We start from the raw sequence: 18,248 nt of genomic DNA, 5'->3' as shown, positions 1-18,248 counted from the left end.
TGCGGTCAGGGGCAGCCCCACAAATTCTGAATCCGTGCCCGGAGATTCCCGCGCAACTCTTTCACATTGGCACCATCAGCCCCTAGAGTATCTAACACATGGTTGTTTGATGGCTCAGCATCGGCACACCGCCATGTCGTTCAGATGGGGCTGCCGTTCGCTTGAGTAAAGGAATAGGGAAATGTCTTCGGAGGCTAACTTCTCCAACGCACGCTTCTTGACCGTGGCCGAAGTCGCGGATGTGATGCGCGTGTCCAAAATGACCGTGTACAGGCTTGTTCATTCCGGTGAGATGCCGGCCGTCCGTTTCGGGCGCTCCTACCGGGTGCCGGAAACCGCCGTCGAACAGTACCTCAAGGGTGCCGTCGTCGACGGGCACACGGAAACAGCCTGATTCTTCCGCGTCTTCTGTGGCCGGAATGAGGACCTGCAGACGCCCTGGCGTGCCTGCGGTCGTGGTGTGCCCCCGATAGGCGGTACCCTGTTAAGGAACGTTTTACGTCATTGTAAGAACCTGTCAGTTGTACAGTCTGCTGCTTAGCCCGTGGACCCTTTCCAACAGGCAGGTACTGCATCTAGCCGGTAAGGAACTTTCGTGGGTTCAGTTATTAAGAAGCGTCGCAAGCGTATGGCCAAGAAGAAGCACCGCAAGCTGCTTCGCAAGACGCGCCACCAGCGTCGCAATAAGAAGTAGAGATACTTCGCATCATGTGAATGCCCGTTGCCTTTCCGGCAGCGGGCATTTTCTTTGGTGTCGCGCCCTTGGTCCGTCGGGGCGCCGCGGCTTCAGCTGTGCGGCACGGTTGCAGGTCCCGAGGCGTACTGGAATGACATACCTGGGGTGGCATCGGCGCTGCATTTTCGGACAGCCGACGCGGTTTGGGCCAAGCGCTACGCAGATCCGCGTAGCGCCCGTCCGAAAGCGTAGCGCTGGGCCGGAAGCGCAGCGGAAGTGGTGGGGGCTCAGAAACTGCGACGTGGCCTTGGACCGGCGAGGGGTTGACGTCGGCGCTGCGCTTTCGGACAGCCGACGCGGTTTGGGCTTGGTGCTACGCGGATCCGCATCGCGCCCGTCCGAAAGTGTAGCGCGGAGCCGGAAGTGTAGCGCGGGATCAGACTGTGGGGCCGCGGAAGCGGGAGAACCCCCGCCAGAGGCCGTAGATGGCCCCTCCGGCTGTGGCAGCTTTGAGGCCCAAGGTGGCCGCGCGCCGGCCGGAACGGAAGTCGTAGACCGGCCAGTTGTGTTCGCGGGCGTGGCGGCGGAGCCGGGAATCGGGGTTGATGGCCACGGGGTGCCCCACCATGCTCAGGAGCGGGATGTCATTGTGCGAATCGCTGTACGCCCAGCACCGGGCCAGGTCCAGGCCCTCGGCCTCGGCCACGGCGGTGACCGCCACGGCCTTGGCGGGGCCGTGCAGGATGTCGCCGACCAGCCGGCCGGTGTAGGAGCCGTCCTGGATTTCGCCCACCGTGCCGAGGGCGCCGGTGAGGCCCAGCCGGGTGGAGATCACGGAGGCCACCTCAATCGGCGTCGCCGTCACGAGCCAGACCTTGCGGCCCACCCGGAGGTGCTGTTCGGCCAGGGCCTTGGCCCCCGGCCAGATCCGGGATTCAATCATTTCGTCATAGACTTCTTCGCCGAGCGCCTCGATGTCCTCAACGGTGAACCCGGAGGCGAGGCCCAAGGCGGTGTCGCGGACGGCATGGACGTCATCCATGTTTTCCCCGCGCAGCACGAACATCAGCTGTTTCCAGGCGAACCCGGCCGCCTGGGGGATCGTGAACGCCCCGCGCTGGTGCATCTTGCGGGCCACGTGGAACAGGCTGGCACCCCGCATGAGCGTGTTGTCGACGTCGAAGAACGCGGCTTCGCCGTGCTGCGGTTCTGCAACAGGCTCTGTGACCACAGCGACGTACTTCTCTTCGGACATGCCACGAGTCTAGTCAAAGCCGGGACCAGTTCCTGCCGTCCGGCCCGCGGCGGCAGTGCCGGATGCGTCTGGCGCGTCGACGCAGGACCGCCCGCCGGGCTACCGTGGAGCCATGCCAAACCCCGACGTCGTCCTGATCACCAAAGCTGACTGCCACCTGTGCTCGGCGGCGCGCGCCGCCGTCGACCGCGTGACGGCGGGACTGGGGATCGGCTGGCGGGAGCAGTCAGTGGACGACGACGCCGAATTGCGGGAACGCTTTGCCGAGGAGATCCCGGTGGTGCTGGTGGACGGTGTCCAGCGGGACTTTTGGAAGATCGACGAAGTCCGGCTGGAACGGACGCTACGGCGGGCGCTGGGCCGGCCGGTCTGAGGCACCGGGACCGGCTGGAGGGCAATGCTTTGTCCGCTGAACGGCGGGGGCCCTAGAGTGGAAGTCACAACGCGACTCAATGGAGCAGATAGTGACTTCGCTGGATTCATCCCCTGACGCGCTGCCCGGGGGAACAGGGACTGCTTCCAAGCAGATTCCGCCCGCGGCAGTGGCCCGGCTGACCATCTATCTGCGCGCCCTCACCACCCTGCTTTCCGAGGGTGTCGACAGAGTCTCCTCCGAATCCCTGGCCGAGGCCTCAGGGGTCAGCTCCTCCACGCTCCGTAAGGACCTTTCCTATGTTGGCTCCTACGGGACCCGGGGCGTCGGCTACGAAGTGCAGTACCTCAACCGGCATATTGCCGCGGCACTGGGCCTGACACACGACTGGAAGGTCGCCATCGTCGGTGCCGGCAACCTCGGCAAGGCCCTGGCCCGGTACGGCGGGTTCGAGTCCCGGGGCTTCGACATTGTTGCGATCTTCGACGCCGACCAGTTGGTAGTGGGCAGCGAGGTGGGCTGGCTGCGAGTCAGTGATGCTGCCGACCTCGAGCCTGTGCTGCAGCGGACCGGCGCCAACATGGTGGTCCTGGCACTGCCGGCCGCCGTGGCGCAGGGCGTCTGCGACCGCGTGGTTGCCGCCGGTGTGCGGAGCATTCTCAGTTTTGCCCCGGTGATGCTGCAGGTGCCGCCCGGGGTCAACCTGCGCAAGGTGGACATGGCCACCGAACTCCAGATTCTCGCCTATCACGCACAGAGGGCGCAGGACCCGGAGGACGCTGACTAGATTCAGTCAGCCCCTCCGGCTCCCGCGCCCTCCGCGGTGGTGCCTTGGTAACGTGCTTGGCCGCTTAGTACGGTCCGCCCGGCTGACCGTACGGGTTGGCGAACGGCTGCTGCTTGCTGAAATAGGGCGACGTTGCCGGCAGGTACAGCATCACGATGCCCGCGATGCCGAGGAGGACTGCCAGGGTGCCGAGGCTCAGCGGGAAAATGCTGAAGATCGACAGGGCGGCGAAGACAGTGCCCAGGATCCGTGCCCAGTTCTTGCCCTTGCGCACATTCAGGGCGACCAGGGCGTAGAGCCCGGCGCTGATCGCGGCGAACACCAGGATGCTCCCGACGAGCACGCCCCGGATGTCCTCATAGGGGATGTCGGCGCCGCTCGCGGCCATCTGCTGTTCAAACATGGTCCGCATCTGCGGGGAATCCAGGGTGCCGAGAGCCATCAGCAGCGAGATAATCCATACCGCGCCGGATGCGATGATGAGCCAGAACGCCGTATTGACGAGCTTGGGCATGCCGGCCGTGGCCTGCGGCTGCTCGGAGGGGTATTGGGCGTACGGGGACTGGCCGTACGCGGGCTGTCCGAACTGCGGAGCCTGCTGGTTGTACTGGGGCTGGTTGTACGGCGGCTGGTTGTATGGTGGCTGGTTCTGGCCGTACTGGGGAACCTGCGGGGCGTTCTGGCCGTACTGCGGTGCCTGCTGGCCGTACTGCGGCGCGGACGGAGCCTGCCCGTACTGCGGCGCAGAAGGCGCGGTCTGCCCGTACTGCGGGGCGGACGGGGGCTGCTGGCCGGGCGGGGGTGTGTTCTGGCCATAGCGGGGTGCCGGCTGGTCGCCCGGCTCGGAGGCGTCCGGGTTCGACGGCGGGACTGGCGGGATGCTCATGGGCGTTCCTTTGCGTTGCGGTCTCGTTCGGATACCGGAAACAGCTTCCTGCCCTGCCCCCAGCATGGTTTAAGTCCACCGTACCGCGGGCCGGCGCCCGTGGGGATCATTCCGGAGAGGTATTCTCAGCCCGCGCCGGGGCGGCCGCCGCGGGGTCGCGTCCGCGGGCAGCCGGAGGCCGCCCCGGCAGTGCAGGGACGGAAATCAGCGGTGCTTCAGATGCGGCCCCGCAGGGACTCGAACCATGCCTGCGACTTGGGCAGCCACATCAGCACGGTCGCCACCAGGCTGATGATGAAGCTCGGCCAGCTCCCGCCGCCCCGGCCGTCTGCCGCGCTGTCGTTGAGAATGGCCAGCAGCAGGGAAATGCCCGCGACGATGGTCAGCGCAAAGCGGGCCCACTCGCGGCCCTCCTTCATCTTCATGGCCAGGATGACCTGTGCCGCGGCGAGCGTGAGTGCCACCAGCACCAGCAGGAGCACCAGGAAACCCAGACCTGGAGCCACCGCCAGGAGCACGAACGACCCGAAGAGTCCGATGACGCCGCCGAGCAGTCCCAGCAGTCCGCCGATGAGCCAGATCCAATAGGCGACCTTCAGCTCCGTCGGCAGCCAGGAGACCGTAAACATGCCGGAGAACCCGCCTTGAGGCATGGCGTCGTTGAAGTTCTGCGGCCGGTCCGTCGGCAGCTCGAAGCGGAAGCCGCCAGCCGGCCGGCCCGGCGCCCGATATTCGGGCGGGGGCGGGGGCTGGTAGCCAGGTGCCGGATGGCCCGGCGGCTGGTTCCCGTCCGGCGCCGGCGGCACGACCCGAGGCGCCTCGGCGCCGGCGGGCGGGACACTGCCCGTTTGCGGTTGCCGGTCGCCCGGTTCCTGCGGCGGAGGTACCTCATTGGGGTTGCTCATGGCTCTCACTGTAGACGGCGAATGAGCCTGTATCTAGGGAATTTGACCGTGTTGCCGGGCATGACGGGACCCCGCCAAAAAGGGCACTTGCAGACTGCACAGACTGCACCGGAAACCGCGGCAGCCGGGTCAAACACGGCACCCTGGGTTAACCGCAACACCCCGCTCCGTCACGGGGACGAGGCGGGGTGCCGGCGGCTGCAACGCTCAGGGCTGGTCCGGTCCCGAAGAACCGGCAGGCCCAGTGTTGCGGACTAGGCTGCGGGGGCGATGAAGGCCAGTTCCAGGTTGATGGCAACCTTGTCGCTGACCAGCACGCCGCCGGCTTCGAGGACTGCGTTCCAGGTGAGGCCGAAGTCCTTGCGGCTGATCGTGGTCTCGGCGGACAGGCCGGCGCGGGTGTTGCCGAACGGGTCGACAGCAACGCCGTTGAACTCGGTCTCAAGGGCCACCGGACGGGTAACACCCTTGATGGTGAGATCGCCCTGGAGTTCGTAGGCGTCACCCTTGGGGACGATGGTGTTGGAAACGAAGGAGATCTCGGGGAACTGCTCGACGTCGAAGAAGTCTTCGCCGCGGACGTGGCCGTCGCGGTTGACATCGCCGGAGTCGAAGCTCGCGGTCTTGATCGTGGCGTTCACCTTCGAATCGGTGACGTCCTCGGCGAGGTCCAGGGTGGCGGCGGCGTCGGTGAACTGGCCGCGGACCTTGCTGATGCCTGCGTGGCGGACGGTGAAGCCGATCTCGCTGTGCGACGGGTCGAGGGTCCAGGTGCCGGTGGTGACGTTGGCGGGAAGTGCCATGGTGGTTCTCCTTGAGTCGGGTGGGTCGTTCGATGGTCTGATCGTCAGTTGAAGCATCATTTGTTGAAGTCTCAACTAACTGCTTCACCCAGTATAAACATGCATTTGCATCTTTTATTCCAACTCCAGGGAACATTTCTCCAAACACTTCAGTTCTACTTCTTGTAGAAGATTTCGTCATTGCCCCTGCCCTTTGAGAAACTGGTACACATGCCCCAAGCCACTGTTCATTTGCTCCGCCACGGCGAGGTCTACAACCCCGACGGCGTCCTGTACGGCAGGCTGCCGGACTTCCACCTCTCCGAGCTCGGCCGGGAGATGGCGCGAACGCTTGCAGAGCACTTCAGTGAGCGGGCCGCGCGGGGCGCGAAGCTCGTCCACCTCGTTGCCTCGCCGCTGACCCGCGCGCAGGAGACGGCGCAGCCGATCTCCGAGGCGCTCAACCTCCAGATCACTACCGAGGCCCGGATCATCGAGGCCGCCAACTACTTCGAGGGGCTCCACGTCGACAAGGCGGAGATCCTCAAACCGAAGCACTGGCCGATGCTGCGCAACCCGTTCCGGCCATCCTGGGGAGAGCCGTACAAAGACCAGGCCGCCCGAGTCATGGCCGCGGTCCAGGATGCCCGGCTGCAGGCCCTCGAACTCGGCGGCGATGGCGCCGAAGCCATCCTCGTCAGCCACCAGCTGCCCATCTGGGCCACCAGGCTCAGCGCCGAGGGCAAGCCCCTGTGGCATGATCCGCGCAAACGCGAATGCACCCTCACCTCGGTCACCTCCCTGACGTTCGACGGCGCCGGGAACCTTTTGCGCGTCGAGTACAGCGAGCCTGCGGCCGCCCTTCTTCCCGGTGCGTCCAGCACCCCCGGAGCCTGAGCATGCCCGCCAACAACACCAACGCGTCACAACTGACCCGCCGCAACGTCCTGACAGCCGGCGGCGCGGCCCTCGCCGTCGTGCTGGGTCTGTCCGGCTGCGCCCAGGAGGATGCCCTGGCCAAGCAGGCCAAGGCGGGCGACAACAAGAACTACGTGGCCGGCGACGGTTCGGTGACTGAATTCGCCGTCGCGGACCGCAAGAGCCCGACTGCCATCAAGGGCACACTCTTCGATGGCACCGCCGTGACTGCCGAGGCTTTCCAAGGCCAGGTGACCGTGCTCAACTTCTGGTTCGCGGCCTGCGCGCCGTGCCGGGTTGAGGCCCCGTCCCTGGAGGCCCTGCATCAGGAATTCAAGAGCCAGGGCGTGCAGTTCTTCGGCGTCAACCTTCGCGACGAAAAAGCCACGGCGGAGGCGTTCGACAAGACCTTCAACCTGACCTACCCAAGCTTCAACGACAAGGACGGCGCCGTGCTGCTGGCCGTTTCCGGGCTGGTTCCCCCCGGCGCCGTGCCCACCACGCTGGTGCTGGACAAGCAGGGCCGCGTGGCGTCCCGTGTCCTCGGGGAAATCCAAAAGGGCACCCTGAAGTCCCTCATCGCCGCTGCTGTGGCAGAGTAGCGGGCCAGCCACCGTGAACAGCCCCTTCGCCGAAGCCATCCTGAGCGGATCGCTGCTGCTTGCCATCCCGGTGGCACTGCTCGCCGGTTTCGTCTCCTTCCTCTCGCCCTGCGTGCTGCCCCTCGTGCCGGGGTACCTGGGTTACGTAACTGGACTGACCGGCGTCGACCTCCAGAAGCAGAAGCGCGGCCGCATGCTGGCCGGCATCGGGCTCTTTGTCCTGGGGTTCTCGGTGATCTTTGTGCTGCTCGGCGGCGCGTTCGGACAGCTGGGGACGCTGATCACCGGCTCCCAGAACGCCTGGATCACCCAGGTCCTGGGCATCCTCGTGATCATCATGGGTGTCGTGTTCATGGGCGGCTTCGGCTGGCTGCAGCGCGATGCCAAGATCCAGTCGAAGCCGCCGGCCGGGCTGTGGGGCGCGCCGCTGCTGGGCATCACCTTCGGGCTGGGCTGGGCGCCGTGCATCGGCCCGACCTATTCCGCAGTCCAGCTGCTGAGCCTCTCCGGCGGCTCGTCGGCGGCCAAGGGTGCGTTCCTGGCGTTCGTCTACAGCCTAGGACTGGGCATCCCGTTCCTGCTGATTGCCCTGGCCGTGCGCCGCGGCATCGGCGTGATGTCCTTCTTCCGCAAACACCGGCTCGCCATCCAGCGCATTGGCGGCGGAATCCTGGTGGGGCTGGGCCTGCTGATGGCCACCGGCGTGTGGGGGACCTGGGTCTCCGAGTTGCAGTACTGGTTCCAAACCGATGTGAAATTGCCGATCTGATGAGCGAGCGAGTGAACGAAGAGAAGAATCTCCCAGCCAACGGCACCCAGGCTAACGGCGCCAAGCCCGACGGGACGTCCGGTGCTGCCAAGCCCGGCGCGGCCGGTCCCAAGCCTGACGCCAACCCGGTCGAGGCCGCGAAGGCTGAAGCTGTCCTGCCCACACTCGGCCCGCTGGGCATGCTCCGCTGGGCCTGGACCCAGCTGACCAGCATGCGCACCGCGCTGTTCCTGCTGCTCATGCTGGCCGTCGCGGCGGTCCCCGGCTCGCTGTTCCCGCAGCGGCCCGCCAACCCCGCGATCGTCACCCAGTACATCAAGGACAACCCGGACTACGGCAAAATCCTCGACTCGCTCCAGCTCTACGACGTGTACTCGTCGGCGTGGTTCTCGGCAATCTACATCCTGCTGTTCATTTCGCTGATCGGTTGTGTGGTCCCGCGCGCAATCGCGCACTACAAGGCGATGCGTTCCCAGCCGCCGCGGACACCCGCGCGGCTGTCCAGGCTGCCCGAATACGGGACGCTCGTGATTCCCGCCGACGCCGGGATCCCGGCGTCGCGCGCCATCACCGACGCCGCCGGGCTGCTGAAGAAGCGCGGCTACCGCGTCGACGTCCGCGACCGCGACGGCGCCCGCCCCTCGATCGGTGCCGAGCGTGGCTTCCTGCGCGAAGTCGGCAACCTGGTCTTTCACACCTCGCTGATCGGCGTGCTCGTGTCCGTCGCTATCGGCGGCCTGTTCGGTTACAGCGGGCAGCGGATCCTCGTGGAGGGCGACACCTTCGTCAACACCCTGGTGGGCTACGACCAGTTCACGCCCGGCACCAACTTCCAGAGCAGCCAGCTCCAGCCGTACTCGGTCCAGCTGGACAAGTTCCAGATCACCTTCGACCGGGAGTCCCGGGGCAAGAACGGCCAGCCCATCGACTTCAAGGCCGACGTGACCACGAAGGAAACGCCGGACGCGCCCGCCAAGAAAGAGGTGCTGAAGGTCAACGATCCGCTCACCCTCGGCGGCACCAGCATGTACCTCACCGGCAACGGCTACGCCCCGGTGGTCACCGTCCGCGACGGCGCCGGAAACATCGCAATGCAGGGCCCGGTGGTGGCCAAACTGCAGGGCGACAACTACTACTCCTCCGCGGTCATCAAGGTCCCGGATGCCAAGCCCGACCAGCTCGCTTTCGCCGGCTTCTTCCTGCCCACCGCGTTCATCACCGAGGAAGGCGTGTCCTTCAGCGGCGATCCGGAACTGTTCAACCCGCAGCTGACCCTGAACTCGTACTACGGCGACCTGGGACTGGACGACGGCGCCCCGCAGAACGTCTTCGAGCTCGACGTCAAGAAGCTCACACCGCTCAACGCCCGCAACCTCGACGCCGGGGGCATCGTCCTGACGCCGGGGACCACCCACACCCTGCCCGACGGCAAGGGCTCCATCAGCTTCGACGGCGTGAAGCGCTACGTGGGCGTCGACATCCACCACAATCCGGGCCAGCTGTACGCCCTGATCTTCGCGCTCCTGGCGGTGGCCGGCCTGGTCACCTCGCTGTACGTGAACCGCCGCCGCGTCTGGGTCCGGACCGGTACCCACGAGGACGGCCGCACCATGGTGGAATACGGTCTCCTGGCCCGCGGCGAGGACCACCGGCTGGCAGGGGAGGCTACAGCGATCCGCAAACTGCTCATCGGTGCCTGGGATCTTGGGGACTCCCAGCCCGCTCCCAGCGGGACAGCGGATAATGACCGGGCGGATACCAAGCTGCCCGACGCCGGGGCTTCACAGGTCCCGACGGACCACCCCGCAGCAGACTTCATCCAGTCAACAGCAGGCTCTTCCGAGTCAAAGAAGGATCAGTAATGCTCCCCATCAACGAAACCATGGGCCAGTTCAGCGAGTTGTTTATGCTCCTCGCGGCGGGCACCTACACGGTGGCTTTCATCGCCTTCGCGTGGGACCTTGCCAAGAGCAGCAAAACCCTGCGCGCCGTGGACCTGAGGGCCGCCGAGCTCTCAGGCGCCGACGCCGCCCGCGTGCCGGTGGGTGCCGGCGTCGGGTCCTCCTCCGGGGCTGCTGACCGGACCGATTCGGACGTGGCCGGGCCTGTTGGCCGGGCTGAACGCCCGTCGTCCGTGACGGGTGCCGCTGCCGGGAATGCCAGCGGGATCGGCCAGACCGCCGACGGCGGCATGCGCTACTCTGCCGAGCGCCGCGCTCCCGCCCGGGTCGCCGTCGCACTGACGGTGCTGGGCGCTGCGATCCACGCGGCCGGCGTCATCACCCGGGCCATCGGCGCGGGACGCGTGCCGTGGGGCAACATGTACGAGTTCCTCACCACCGGCGCGTTCGTGGCTGTGGCCGTCTTCCTGATCGTCCTGGTGCGGCGCGACCTGCGCTTCCTGGGCACCTTCGTGGTGGGCCTGGCGATCATCATGCTCGTCGCTGCCTCCGTGGCGTACTGGACGCCTGTGGGGCACCTCGTTCCCGCGCTGCAGAGCTACTGGCTGATCATCCACGTCTCGATCGCCGTGCTGTCCTCCGCACTGTTCACCCTGACGTTCGCAATGTCTGCGCTGCAACTGGTCCAGTCGCACCGGCAGAAGACCATCGCTGCCGGCGGCGGCGACAAGCTGGGCTTCATGCGGCTCGTCCCGTCCGCGCTGAGCCTCGAGAACCTCTCCTACCGGATCAATGCCATCGCGTTCGTCGGCTGGACCTTCACGCTGATGTTCGGCGCCATCTGGGCCGAGAAGGCCTGGGGCCGCTTCTGGGGCTGGGACACCAAGGAAGTCTGGACGTTCGTGATCTGGGTGGTCTACGCCGGCTACCTGCACGCCCGCGCCACCCGTGGCTGGACCGGAACCCGCGCAGCCTGGCTCTCGATCGTGGGCTACCTCTGTGTCGTCTTCAACTTCACGATCGTGAACCAGTTCTTCAACGGCCTGCACTCGTACTCGGGGCTGTAACCCGCTGTTCCAAGCCCCGCGATTCGCCACGAATGGCCGCTAAGCGACCCCGCTTAGCGGCCATTCGCGTAGATGGGTGCTACGACGCTCCCGTCATCACCCGTTTGCCGCGAGTGGCCGCTAAGCCACCCGGGTTGGCGGCCATTCGTGTCAGATGGGTGCACGCGTGGCGTTGCTCGGCGGGGAAATGCTGGTAGATCCCGCCCAGGACTTCGTTCCAATGTGGCTCGGGCTCATTTGCTCCGTCGATTCGCCACAAATGGCCGCTATGCGAGTTCGGTCTCCGTCGATTCGCCACAAGTGGCCGCTAAACCATCCCTCTTAGCGGCCATTCGTGTCAGATCGGCGGGCGGCGGACGTACGCCTCGGGCTCCGGCCCGGTTCGGGCGTCCAGCCGCGCTCCGTCAGCGCCGCCCGCACCCGGGTCACCGCAGTCGGTTCCATGCCGGGTGCCAGTGGCTCAAGGTCCCTCTGGGTCAGGACCACAACGCGCCATCCGGCATCCCTGGCGTTTTCGTCCCGGAAGATGTCGCTGCGGCGCTGCGCCGGATTGGCGTGATGGCCGCCGTCGTACTGGATGGCCACCTTCTCCCGCCCATAGGACAGGTCCGGGTCCTGGATCCATCCGCCGGTCTCGTCGAAAATCGGGACGTTGATTCCGGGCTCCGGCAGGCCGTGGCGGATCATGAGCAGCCGGAGTTCGGTCTCTTTGGGGGAGTCCGTGTTGGCGCGCATCAGGGCCCGGGCACGCATGGCAGGCCGGTAGCCCGCCCCGCCCTGCTTCCCTGCGAGGAATGCGTCCAAGGCATCGACCGTGGTCAGCGGGTTCCTCCGGCGCAGCAGGAAGTCGCCGGCAATCACCAGATCGTCGAGGCTCAGTATGCCGGCGAGGTCGAACCACGTCCGAACCGGGGAGGTGCAGCTTACCCAGACCCCGGCCACAATTTCATCCGGTTCGAGTGACAGCTGGTTGCCCACGACATTCTTGTACCGCACGGCCCGCCGGCCCGGATCACAGGTCAGATGGACGAAAGCAAGGCCCTCCGATGCAAGTGGCAGGGGAAAGCCCCAAAGCACCGCGGCAGACAGGTGGCTCACGACAGCGCCGGTCACAGTAGCCAAGGCGCGCAAACGTTCCAACAAAGTGTCCTTGGTGGCAGCCGCGGCGCGCACTCCATGGCAGGGGGCGACGAGGTCCCGGGCCCTGGTCCGACGTCGGCTCAGCCCGGCGGCTCTAGCCTCGGCCACGGTGAAGGGCTGGTTTCGAAGCTGCGTGGGAAGCTCGCTGGGCCCGTGCATACGAGCATTCTGGCCCCGTCGGGAGGGGCCTTAGAGGTTATCCACAGTGTGGGGGAGATGTCCCATGGCCAAGCGGCCACCACACGCACAGGCTTTCAGAGGGAAGCGGACGGTCCTGTCGATGACGATGTTCGACCCAGGAGTATCCAGTGCCTTGAGCCGCGAGCTGGCAACGTGAACACGACCAAGAGCGCCCTTCCAGCAGGCGTGTACTTCTTACTTGACCTCGTCGGTGCCCTGCGTGTCGCCGCTGCCGGAGGCTTCGCCGGACTCGGGGCCTCGCGTGCCCTTGGCCTCGTCGGCCTTGCGCTCTTTGGCGTCCAACTCGTCCTTGAGCTTCTTGAGCCGGTCGGCTTCGGCCTGCTGGCGGCGGCGGAGTTCGAGGTTGCGCAGGAAGTCCGGGTCGTCGTCGGGCGCGATGGGATGGCTGTAATTGGAGCGGGCCGGGGTGGTGTCGCGCGGGCGGCCAATGAGGAACCAGATGATGGCGCCGATCACCGGAAGGACGATCTGCACCACGATCCACGCCGGTTTCGAAATACCCTTCGTCTGGCGAGGGTCTGTGCGGATCACGTCGACGAGTCCGTAGACAAACACGACGATTACGGCGACGACAATCACTACACGGAGCATGTAATCAGTCTAGCCTCCGGGGGAGTCTCCGGCTTGTCCCGATGTGCCGGTCTCCGAGAAGGGAACCCCGGGCGTCCCGGAGGGAAGCTGGAGGTGCCGGACGCAGGCCCCGGTGGGCCGGTTGACTCCTGGGCGGCTAAACTTGGAGGGTGGCTTTCCTGAAATACTCCCTGATCCGGCTGGCGCTCTTCGTGCCGTTGTTCGCGCTGTTCGTCTACCTCCAGCTCGGATGGTTCCTGGCCGTCCTCTGCGCGGGCATGATGGCGTTCGCAATCAGCTTCCTCTTCTTCCAGAAGCAGCGCGACGCCGCCGCCGCATCACTGCACCAGCGGTTCTCGGGCAAGGCCAAGCCGTTGCGCAGCGCCGGGGAAGTGGACGACGCCGACGCCGAAGACCGCCTGGTCGACGAGCACCCGGACATCACCGTGCACACGGACAGCCGCCCGAAGGACAAATAGCTCCGCAGGGAGCTGAGGGGCCGGACGGCGGGTCGATCCCCGACGACGTCCGGCTCACCGCAGGTGCCGTGGCACCTTAGAAGCCGTGGCTCAGCACCAGGCCCAGCGAGAACAGCACCGCGTAGCCGAGATTGATCAGCCCGGTCTGCTTGAGCACCGGAATCAGGCTCTTGCGGCGCCGGCCGGCGATCATCAGCCAGGACGGCATCAGGCTGGCCGGGATCAGCAGCAGCACAATCAGCATCCACGGCCGGGTCGGCGCCAGCACGATCGGCAGCAGGATCGCGACGGCGAGCATCAGCACGTAGGCTTCCCGGGCATGCTTGTCGCCGAGCCTGACGGCCAGGGTCTTCTTCCCGGCCTTCCGGTCCGTGGGGATGTCGCGGACGTTGTTGGCCATCAGCAGCGCGCAGGCGATCAGGCCGGTGCCGATCGCGCCGATGATGGCGGCGAGGCTGATCTGGCCGGCCTGCGTATAGGTCGTGCCGAGAGTGGCGACCAGGCCGAAGAACACAAAGACGAACAAATCGCCCAGGCCCATGTAGCCGTAGGGATTCTTCCCGCCCGTATATCCCCAGGCCGCGAGGACACAGCCGACGCCCACCAGGATCAGCCACCACGTCTGGGAGAGGATGACCAGCGCCAGGCCGAACACCATCGCCAGCCCGAACGCGGCGAACGCGGCGTACTTGACGTGCTCGGGCTTCGCGGCGCCTGAGCCGACCAGCCGGAGCGGGCCCACCCGGTCCTCGTCGGTGCCGCGGATGCCGTCAGAGTAGTCGTTGGCGTAGTTCACGCCGATCTGCAGCAGCAGGGCCACCAGCGCGGCCAGCACGGCATGGAGCGGCAGGAATGCGTCCATCTCGTACGCGGCCGCGGTGCCGATCAGGACAGGCGCGATCGCGGCCGGCAGGGTGCGCAGTCGGGCGCCTTGGATCCATTGAGCGGCTGTTGCCACGTTCAGTACCTCGTGTTGGTTTGGTGAGACCGGGAGTGCCCGGCCGTTCTATTTTCCCTGATGCAGCTCGGTGAGCCGAACCGTCATCGCCAGGCGGTCCGGTTTGCCGTTCGGCAGCATCAGAAGTCCATCGGACGCCAGTACGGTTTTCGGGGCCAGCGCGCCCAGCGCCGGTGCCCAGGCGGCGCCCTCGGTGAAGTCCTGGATGCCGTCCGGCGAGCTGTCGGCCAGTGCCACGTAGGCGGCGAGGGCCTGCCCCCATGCGTCGGACGGAACGCCCGCGACGAAGGCGGCCAGCACGCCGTCGAGCTTCTCCAGCTCCGCCTGCACATGCGCGGCGGAGACCTTGACGCCGCCAGTGATGACGACGTCGTCCGCCCGCCCCAGGACGGTCAGCTTCCCGTCAGCGTCCAGCTCGCCGAGGTCGCTGGTCCGGTACCAGCGGACGCCGTCGTCCTCCACAAACGCCTCAGCGCTCAGTTCCGGGGCATCCAGGTAGCCGGCGGCGATGGTGGCTCCGCCCAGCAGGATGCGCCCGTCGCCGTCCACTCGGACCAGCACGTCCTCGAGCGGAACGCCGTCGTACACGCAGCCCCCGCAGGTCTCGGCGGAACCGTACGTGGTCACCACGCGCAGTCCGGCGTCGCGGGCGGCTGCGAGCAGTCCCGGCTGCACGGGGCCGCCGCCAAGCAGGATCCCGTTGAAGCGCCGCAGCACAGCCAGCGTCTCGGCCGACGGCGAGTCCAGCAGCCGCTGCAGCTGGGTGGGCACAAGCGAGGTGAAGCGGATCTTGTCCGTCATTTCCAGCGCCGCCTCGGTGAAGGCCTCCGGGGTAAAGCCGCCGCTGAGGTCCATCGCCCAGGGCCGGGTGCCGGCGAACAGCGAGCGGACCAGCACCTGGACACCGGCCACGTACTGCACGGGCAGGGCGAGCAGCCACTGGCCTTCGCCCTTCAGCGCGAAGGCGGTTGCCATGGAGGACGCCGCCAGGGCGTCCACGGTCAGGACCGTCGCTTTGGGCGTGCCGGTGGAGCCGGAGGTCCGCACCACTACTGCGGCGTCCTTGTAGCCCGGCGTCCTGACGGCGGAGACCACAACGTTCCCGTCGGGGCCGGCGGAAAGCTCGACGGCGGGACCCTCGCCGTGGAGGGCGTCCGCCAGCGCCTTGAGCGCGGGCTCGATGTTCGGGTGCTGGGAGGTCACAGGGCTGCCTTCGGGAGTTGTTCTGGGCTTAGAAGTAGTACGGGAACCGGGACCAGTCCGGATCGCGCTTCTCCAGGAAGGCGTCCTTTCCCTCCACCGCTTCGTCCGTCATGTACGCGAGCCTCGTGGCTTCGCCGGCGAAGACCTGCTGGCCGGCCAGGCCGTCGTCGGCGAGGTTGAAGGCGAACTTGAGCATCCGGAGGGCCTGCGGGGACTGCCGGGCGATGTCTGCGGCGTATTCCAGCGCCACCTCCTCGAGCCGATCGTGGTCCACGGCTTCGTTGACGGCGCCCAGGCGGACCATGTCCTCGGCCGAGTATTCCCGCGCCAGGAAGAAGATCTCGCGGGCGGCCTTCTGGCCGATCTGGCGTGCCAGGAGCGCGGAGCCGTAGCCGGCGTCGAAGCTGCCCACGGTGGCGTCGGTCTGCTTGAACTTGCCGTGCTCGCGGGAGGCGATGGTCAGGTCCGAAACCACGTGCAGGGAGTGACCGCCGCCGGCCGCCCAGCCGTTCACGACGGCGATGACCACCTTGGGCATGGTGCGCATGAGCCGCTGGACCTCGAGGATGTGGAGCCGGCCGGCGCGGGCGGGGTCGATGGTCTCCTGGGTTTCACCCTCCGCATACCGGTACCCGTCCCGGCCGCGGATCCGCTGGTCGCCGCCGGAGCAGAACGAGTGGCCGCCGTCCTTGGCGGAGGGGCCGTTGCCGGTGAGCAGCACAGTGGCCACGTCCGGGGTCATCCGGGCGTGGTCCATGGCGCGGTACAGCTCGTCCACGGTGCCCGGGCGGAAGGCGTTGCGCACCTCGGGCCGGTTGAAGGCGATGCGGACCGTGGGCAGGTCCCGCACCACGGTGCCGTCCGCGGAACGCTCCACCTGCCGGTGGTAGGTCATGTCCTGGAAGTCGTCGAAGCCGGACACGGTGCGCCAGCGGGTGGGGTCAAAGACGTCGGATACCTTGGCGGGGATTTCGTTGCTCACAGTCCGAGTCTAGTAATCGGCTCAGCTGATGCAGAACTCATTGCCTTCCGGGTCCGCCATGGTGTGCCAGGAATGCGGCCCCTGACTGGCGGTCCAGAGGAAGGTTGCGCCGCGTGCTTCGAGGGCGGCGCGTGCCTCGTCCTTGTCCGCGCCGGCAAGCCTCACGTCCCAATGGATCCGGTTCTTGATGGTCTTTTCCTCCGGGACGGTCTGGAAGAGGATGCGTCGCTCTGGCGATGCGGCGTCGAGTTCTTCGGGCGGCCGGATGGCGGCGCCGGCACCCCACACGAGCTTGCCCCGGTGCAGCTTCGTTTCCGCCTCCGTGGCGAATCCCTGCGCGATCATCGAGCGGATGAAGGCCTCGTCCTGCGGTTCCACGGCCCACTCCAGCGTTTCGGCCCACCAGTCTGCGAGCTCATGCGGGTTCCGGCAGTCGACGGCGATCTGGATGTTGAGTGTCATGGGAAGAACCTACGACGTCGGCGCGTGCGGCGGTAGGGGGTTGGGGGCCGTCCGCCCGGGACGCCGGACGCTCAAGGCATGCCGGGGGACTATTTGCCCTCACGGCCAAGGAGACTCCGGAACAAGGCAACTACCTGCGCGATGATGCCGATCGCCGAGCCCGCCATGGCCGCGACCAGGACAACGCGTGCTATCAGGGCCCAGTCCAGGGTGGAGTCCTGGAAGTCGAAGGGAAAGACTTGCCAGAGTTGCACCAGGACGACCAACCCGATTCCGAGGGTGGCGAGGTCGGCCAGTGCTTTCATCCAAGGCCGGTCAAGCAGCAGGCAGGCGAAGTTGGCCACCATGCCGGTTAGCAGCGACAGATTCACGACGCCGATCACCTGGCGGGTGTCCTCGGTGAGGAACGGGAGCACCCACCAGCCCGGCCAGACGTTCCCGGCATACAGCAGTGCCGCGTTGACCACGATGCCGATGGCATAACCCGACCGGCGGGAGGCAGGCCCCCGACGCCGGCGCGGAGCCGCAGTGTCGCCGCCAGGCTTAGGGCTGGACATTCTGGAGCTGCTCCATCACTTCCGGCGGGATGGCGTAGATGAAGATGACGGCCAGCAGGTTTTTCGAGGCGTGGACGAAGTAGGCGAACATCACGTTCTTGCCGGTCCAGACGTACACGAACACCAGGACGGCGCCCATCGCGAGGTAGGGCATCAGCACCGGCAGGGACAGGTCCTCCTGGCCGACGATGTGCAGAGCCGCGAACAACACGACGGACAATGCGCAGCACACCCACAGGTTGACCCGCCGGCTGAGCTTGCCGATCAGCAGGTGCCGGAAGATGTACTCCTCCACAAAGGGACCCACGATCACGAGCAGGGGCACCATCAGCCATGCCGGGACCTGCTGCATGAGCGCCTGCAGGCCGGCCTGGTTGGCGGACGTCTGCGGCGGTCCGGTGAGCGAAACCAGGACCGCGGTGAGGATCATCATGGCCACCACCGCGAGGGGGACCATCAGCATTGTGAACCAGGGCCTAGTGGCGAGGACCCTGAGGTCCCGGGCGGCGACGTGCCGGACGGCGGCCAGGGCCAGGACCCCGATGCCGCCGTAGAAAATCAGGTTGACGGAGTAGGACGCCACGGCCGGGTTCGGCGACAACTGGAGCATCAGCGGGACCAGCAAACCGCCGGCCAAGGTGAAGAAGGCGGCCACAGCCACGTACAGGCCGGCAGTGATGAAATCGAGCCGCGAGAACCGGTAGAGTTCCGGCCGCGGTGCGGGTGGTGTGCGGAGAGCGGTGCCCATGCCCCCCAGCCTAGCGCCGCAGGAGGA

The 18,248-nt window shown here is 66.7% G+C and carries 22 protein-coding genes; 10 read left to right on the top strand and 12 right to left on the bottom strand.

Annotated elements, in window-relative coordinates:
* The first annotated feature begins 181 nt into the window (after positions 1 to 181).
* Entirely contained in the window at positions 182 to 394 is a 213-nt protein-coding gene (locus LDO13_RS15045) for a helix-turn-helix domain-containing protein (RefSeq protein WP_024365616.1), read from the top strand.
* A gap of 201 nt (positions 395 to 595) precedes the next feature.
* Positions 596 to 694 carry an AURKAIP1/COX24 domain-containing protein gene (locus LDO13_RS15040; protein ID WP_003792170.1) on the top strand — a complete coding sequence of 33 codons (99 nt, stop codon included), beginning with the start codon at positions 596 to 598 and terminating at the stop codon, positions 692 to 694.
* Positions 695 to 1,112: 418 nt separating this feature from the next.
* Here LDO13_RS15040 and LDO13_RS15035 read toward each other — a convergent pair whose 3' ends face one another.
* The gene (locus tag LDO13_RS15035) at positions 1,113 to 1,931 is read right to left on the bottom strand and encodes an HAD-IB family hydrolase (protein WP_224047488.1); all 819 of its coding nucleotides are present in this window, start codon (positions 1,929 to 1,931) and stop codon (positions 1,113 to 1,115) included.
* Positions 1,932 to 2,043: 112 nt separating this feature from the next.
* Here LDO13_RS15035 and LDO13_RS15030 point away from each other — a divergent pair, with 112 nt between their 5' ends.
* Positions 2,044 to 2,304: a glutaredoxin family protein gene (locus LDO13_RS15030; protein WP_224047487.1), complete on the top strand. Its 261-nt coding sequence runs from the start codon at positions 2,044 to 2,046 to the stop codon at positions 2,302 to 2,304.
* Positions 2,305 to 2,395: 91 nt separating this feature from the next.
* Complete coding sequence (locus LDO13_RS15025; RefSeq protein ID WP_224047486.1) at positions 2,396 to 3,091, top strand: redox-sensing transcriptional repressor Rex; 696 nt, start codon at positions 2,396 to 2,398, stop codon at positions 3,089 to 3,091.
* 64 nt (positions 3,092 to 3,155) lie between these two features.
* On the opposite strand, the gene LDO13_RS15020 is transcribed toward LDO13_RS15025, so the two are convergent.
* The 3 genes from LDO13_RS15020 to LDO13_RS15010 form a co-directional block, all read right to left on the bottom strand.
* The gene (locus LDO13_RS15020) at positions 3,156 to 3,977 is read right to left on the bottom strand and encodes a Yip1 family protein (protein ID WP_224047485.1); all 822 of its coding nucleotides are present in this window, start codon (positions 3,975 to 3,977) and stop codon (positions 3,156 to 3,158) included.
* 215 nt (positions 3,978 to 4,192) lie between these two features.
* Positions 4,193 to 4,882, bottom strand: a complete 690-nt coding sequence (locus LDO13_RS15015; RefSeq protein WP_224047484.1) for a hypothetical protein — start codon at positions 4,880 to 4,882, stop codon at positions 4,193 to 4,195.
* Between the two features lie 254 nt (positions 4,883 to 5,136).
* The gene (locus LDO13_RS15010; protein WP_224047483.1) at positions 5,137 to 5,685 is read right to left on the bottom strand and encodes a YceI family protein; all 549 of its coding nucleotides are present in this window, start codon (positions 5,683 to 5,685) and stop codon (positions 5,137 to 5,139) included.
* Positions 5,686 to 5,895: 210 nt separating this feature from the next.
* On the opposite strand from LDO13_RS15010, the gene LDO13_RS15005 reads away from it, so the two are divergent.
* Genes LDO13_RS15005 through ccsB form a run of 5 tightly spaced genes read left to right on the top strand, consistent with a single transcriptional unit; the run spans position 5,896 to position 10,921 of the window.
* Positions 5,896 to 6,561 carry a histidine phosphatase family protein gene (locus LDO13_RS15005; RefSeq protein WP_224047482.1) on the top strand — a complete coding sequence of 222 codons (666 nt, stop codon included), beginning with the start codon at positions 5,896 to 5,898 and terminating at the stop codon, positions 6,559 to 6,561.
* 2 nt (positions 6,562 to 6,563) lie between these two features.
* On the top strand, positions 6,564 to 7,184 hold the full coding sequence (locus LDO13_RS15000; RefSeq protein WP_224047481.1) for a TlpA disulfide reductase family protein: 621 nt from the start codon (positions 6,564 to 6,566) through the stop codon (positions 7,182 to 7,184).
* Positions 7,185 to 7,197: 13 nt separating this feature from the next.
* On the top strand, positions 7,198 to 7,953 hold the full coding sequence (locus LDO13_RS14995; protein ID WP_224047480.1) for a cytochrome c biogenesis protein CcdA: 756 nt from the start codon (positions 7,198 to 7,200) through the stop codon (positions 7,951 to 7,953).
* Positions 7,953 to 9,815, top strand: a complete 1,863-nt coding sequence (locus LDO13_RS14990; protein WP_224047479.1) for a cytochrome c biogenesis protein ResB — start codon at positions 7,953 to 7,955, stop codon at positions 9,813 to 9,815. The genes LDO13_RS14995 and LDO13_RS14990 overlap by 1 nt, the downstream gene beginning before the upstream one ends.
* Positions 9,815 to 10,921: a c-type cytochrome biogenesis protein CcsB gene (gene ccsB / locus LDO13_RS14985; protein WP_224047478.1), complete on the top strand. Its 1,107-nt coding sequence runs from the start codon at positions 9,815 to 9,817 to the stop codon at positions 10,919 to 10,921. The genes LDO13_RS14990 and ccsB overlap by 1 nt, the downstream gene beginning before the upstream one ends.
* A 321-nt stretch (positions 10,922 to 11,242) precedes the next feature.
* Here the strand turns inward: ccsB and LDO13_RS14980 are convergent, their stop codons facing one another.
* Positions 11,243 to 11,899 (bottom strand): hypothetical protein, encoded by a 657-nt coding sequence (locus LDO13_RS14980; RefSeq protein WP_224047477.1) that lies wholly within the window; start codon positions 11,897 to 11,899, stop codon positions 11,243 to 11,245.
* Positions 11,900 to 12,436: 537 nt separating this feature from the next.
* On the bottom strand, positions 12,437 to 12,853 hold the full coding sequence (locus LDO13_RS14975; RefSeq protein ID WP_224047476.1) for a PLD nuclease N-terminal domain-containing protein: 417 nt from the start codon (positions 12,851 to 12,853) through the stop codon (positions 12,437 to 12,439).
* Between the two features lie 149 nt (positions 12,854 to 13,002).
* Between LDO13_RS14975 and LDO13_RS14970 the strand changes: the two genes are divergently transcribed.
* Positions 13,003 to 13,311, top strand: a complete 309-nt coding sequence (locus tag LDO13_RS14970; protein ID WP_224047475.1) for a DUF4229 domain-containing protein — start codon at positions 13,003 to 13,005, stop codon at positions 13,309 to 13,311.
* 76 nt (positions 13,312 to 13,387) lie between these two features.
* Here LDO13_RS14970 and LDO13_RS14965 read toward each other — a convergent pair whose 3' ends face one another.
* The 6 genes from LDO13_RS14965 to LDO13_RS14940 all read right to left on the bottom strand — a co-directional run bounded on the left by LDO13_RS14965 (position 13,388) and on the right by LDO13_RS14940 (position 18,221).
* On the bottom strand, positions 13,388 to 14,269 hold the full coding sequence (locus tag LDO13_RS14965) for a 1,4-dihydroxy-2-naphthoate polyprenyltransferase (RefSeq protein ID WP_224047474.1): 882 nt from the start codon (positions 14,267 to 14,269) through the stop codon (positions 13,388 to 13,390).
* Between the two features lie 48 nt (positions 14,270 to 14,317).
* The gene (locus LDO13_RS14960) at positions 14,318 to 15,472 is read right to left on the bottom strand and encodes an AMP-binding protein (protein ID WP_224047473.1); all 1,155 of its coding nucleotides are present in this window, start codon (positions 15,470 to 15,472) and stop codon (positions 14,318 to 14,320) included.
* Between the two features lie 28 nt (positions 15,473 to 15,500).
* Positions 15,501 to 16,454, bottom strand: coding sequence for a 1,4-dihydroxy-2-naphthoyl-CoA synthase (locus LDO13_RS14955; RefSeq protein ID WP_224047472.1), 954 nt, complete (start codon positions 16,452 to 16,454; stop codon positions 15,501 to 15,503).
* A 21-nt stretch (positions 16,455 to 16,475) separates the two neighbouring features.
* Complete coding sequence (locus tag LDO13_RS14950; RefSeq protein ID WP_224047471.1) at positions 16,476 to 16,916, bottom strand: VOC family protein; 441 nt, start codon at positions 16,914 to 16,916, stop codon at positions 16,476 to 16,478.
* Between the two features lie 89 nt (positions 16,917 to 17,005).
* Positions 17,006 to 17,473 carry a hypothetical protein gene (locus tag LDO13_RS14945; protein WP_224047470.1) on the bottom strand — a complete coding sequence of 156 codons (468 nt, stop codon included), beginning with the start codon at positions 17,471 to 17,473 and terminating at the stop codon, positions 17,006 to 17,008.
* On the bottom strand, positions 17,460 to 18,221 hold the full coding sequence (locus tag LDO13_RS14940; protein ID WP_224047469.1) for a CPBP family intramembrane glutamic endopeptidase: 762 nt from the start codon (positions 18,219 to 18,221) through the stop codon (positions 17,460 to 17,462). The genes LDO13_RS14945 and LDO13_RS14940 overlap by 14 nt, the downstream gene beginning before the upstream one ends.
* Positions 18,222 to 18,248: the final 27 nt, after the last annotated feature.

It is taken from the genome of Arthrobacter sp. NicSoilB4, assembly GCF_019977335.1.
GTDB lineage: Bacteria > Actinomycetota > Actinomycetes > Actinomycetales > Micrococcaceae > Arthrobacter.
Note: the sequence above shows the minus strand (reverse complement) of the source record. Positions and strands in the feature narration are given on the sequence as shown.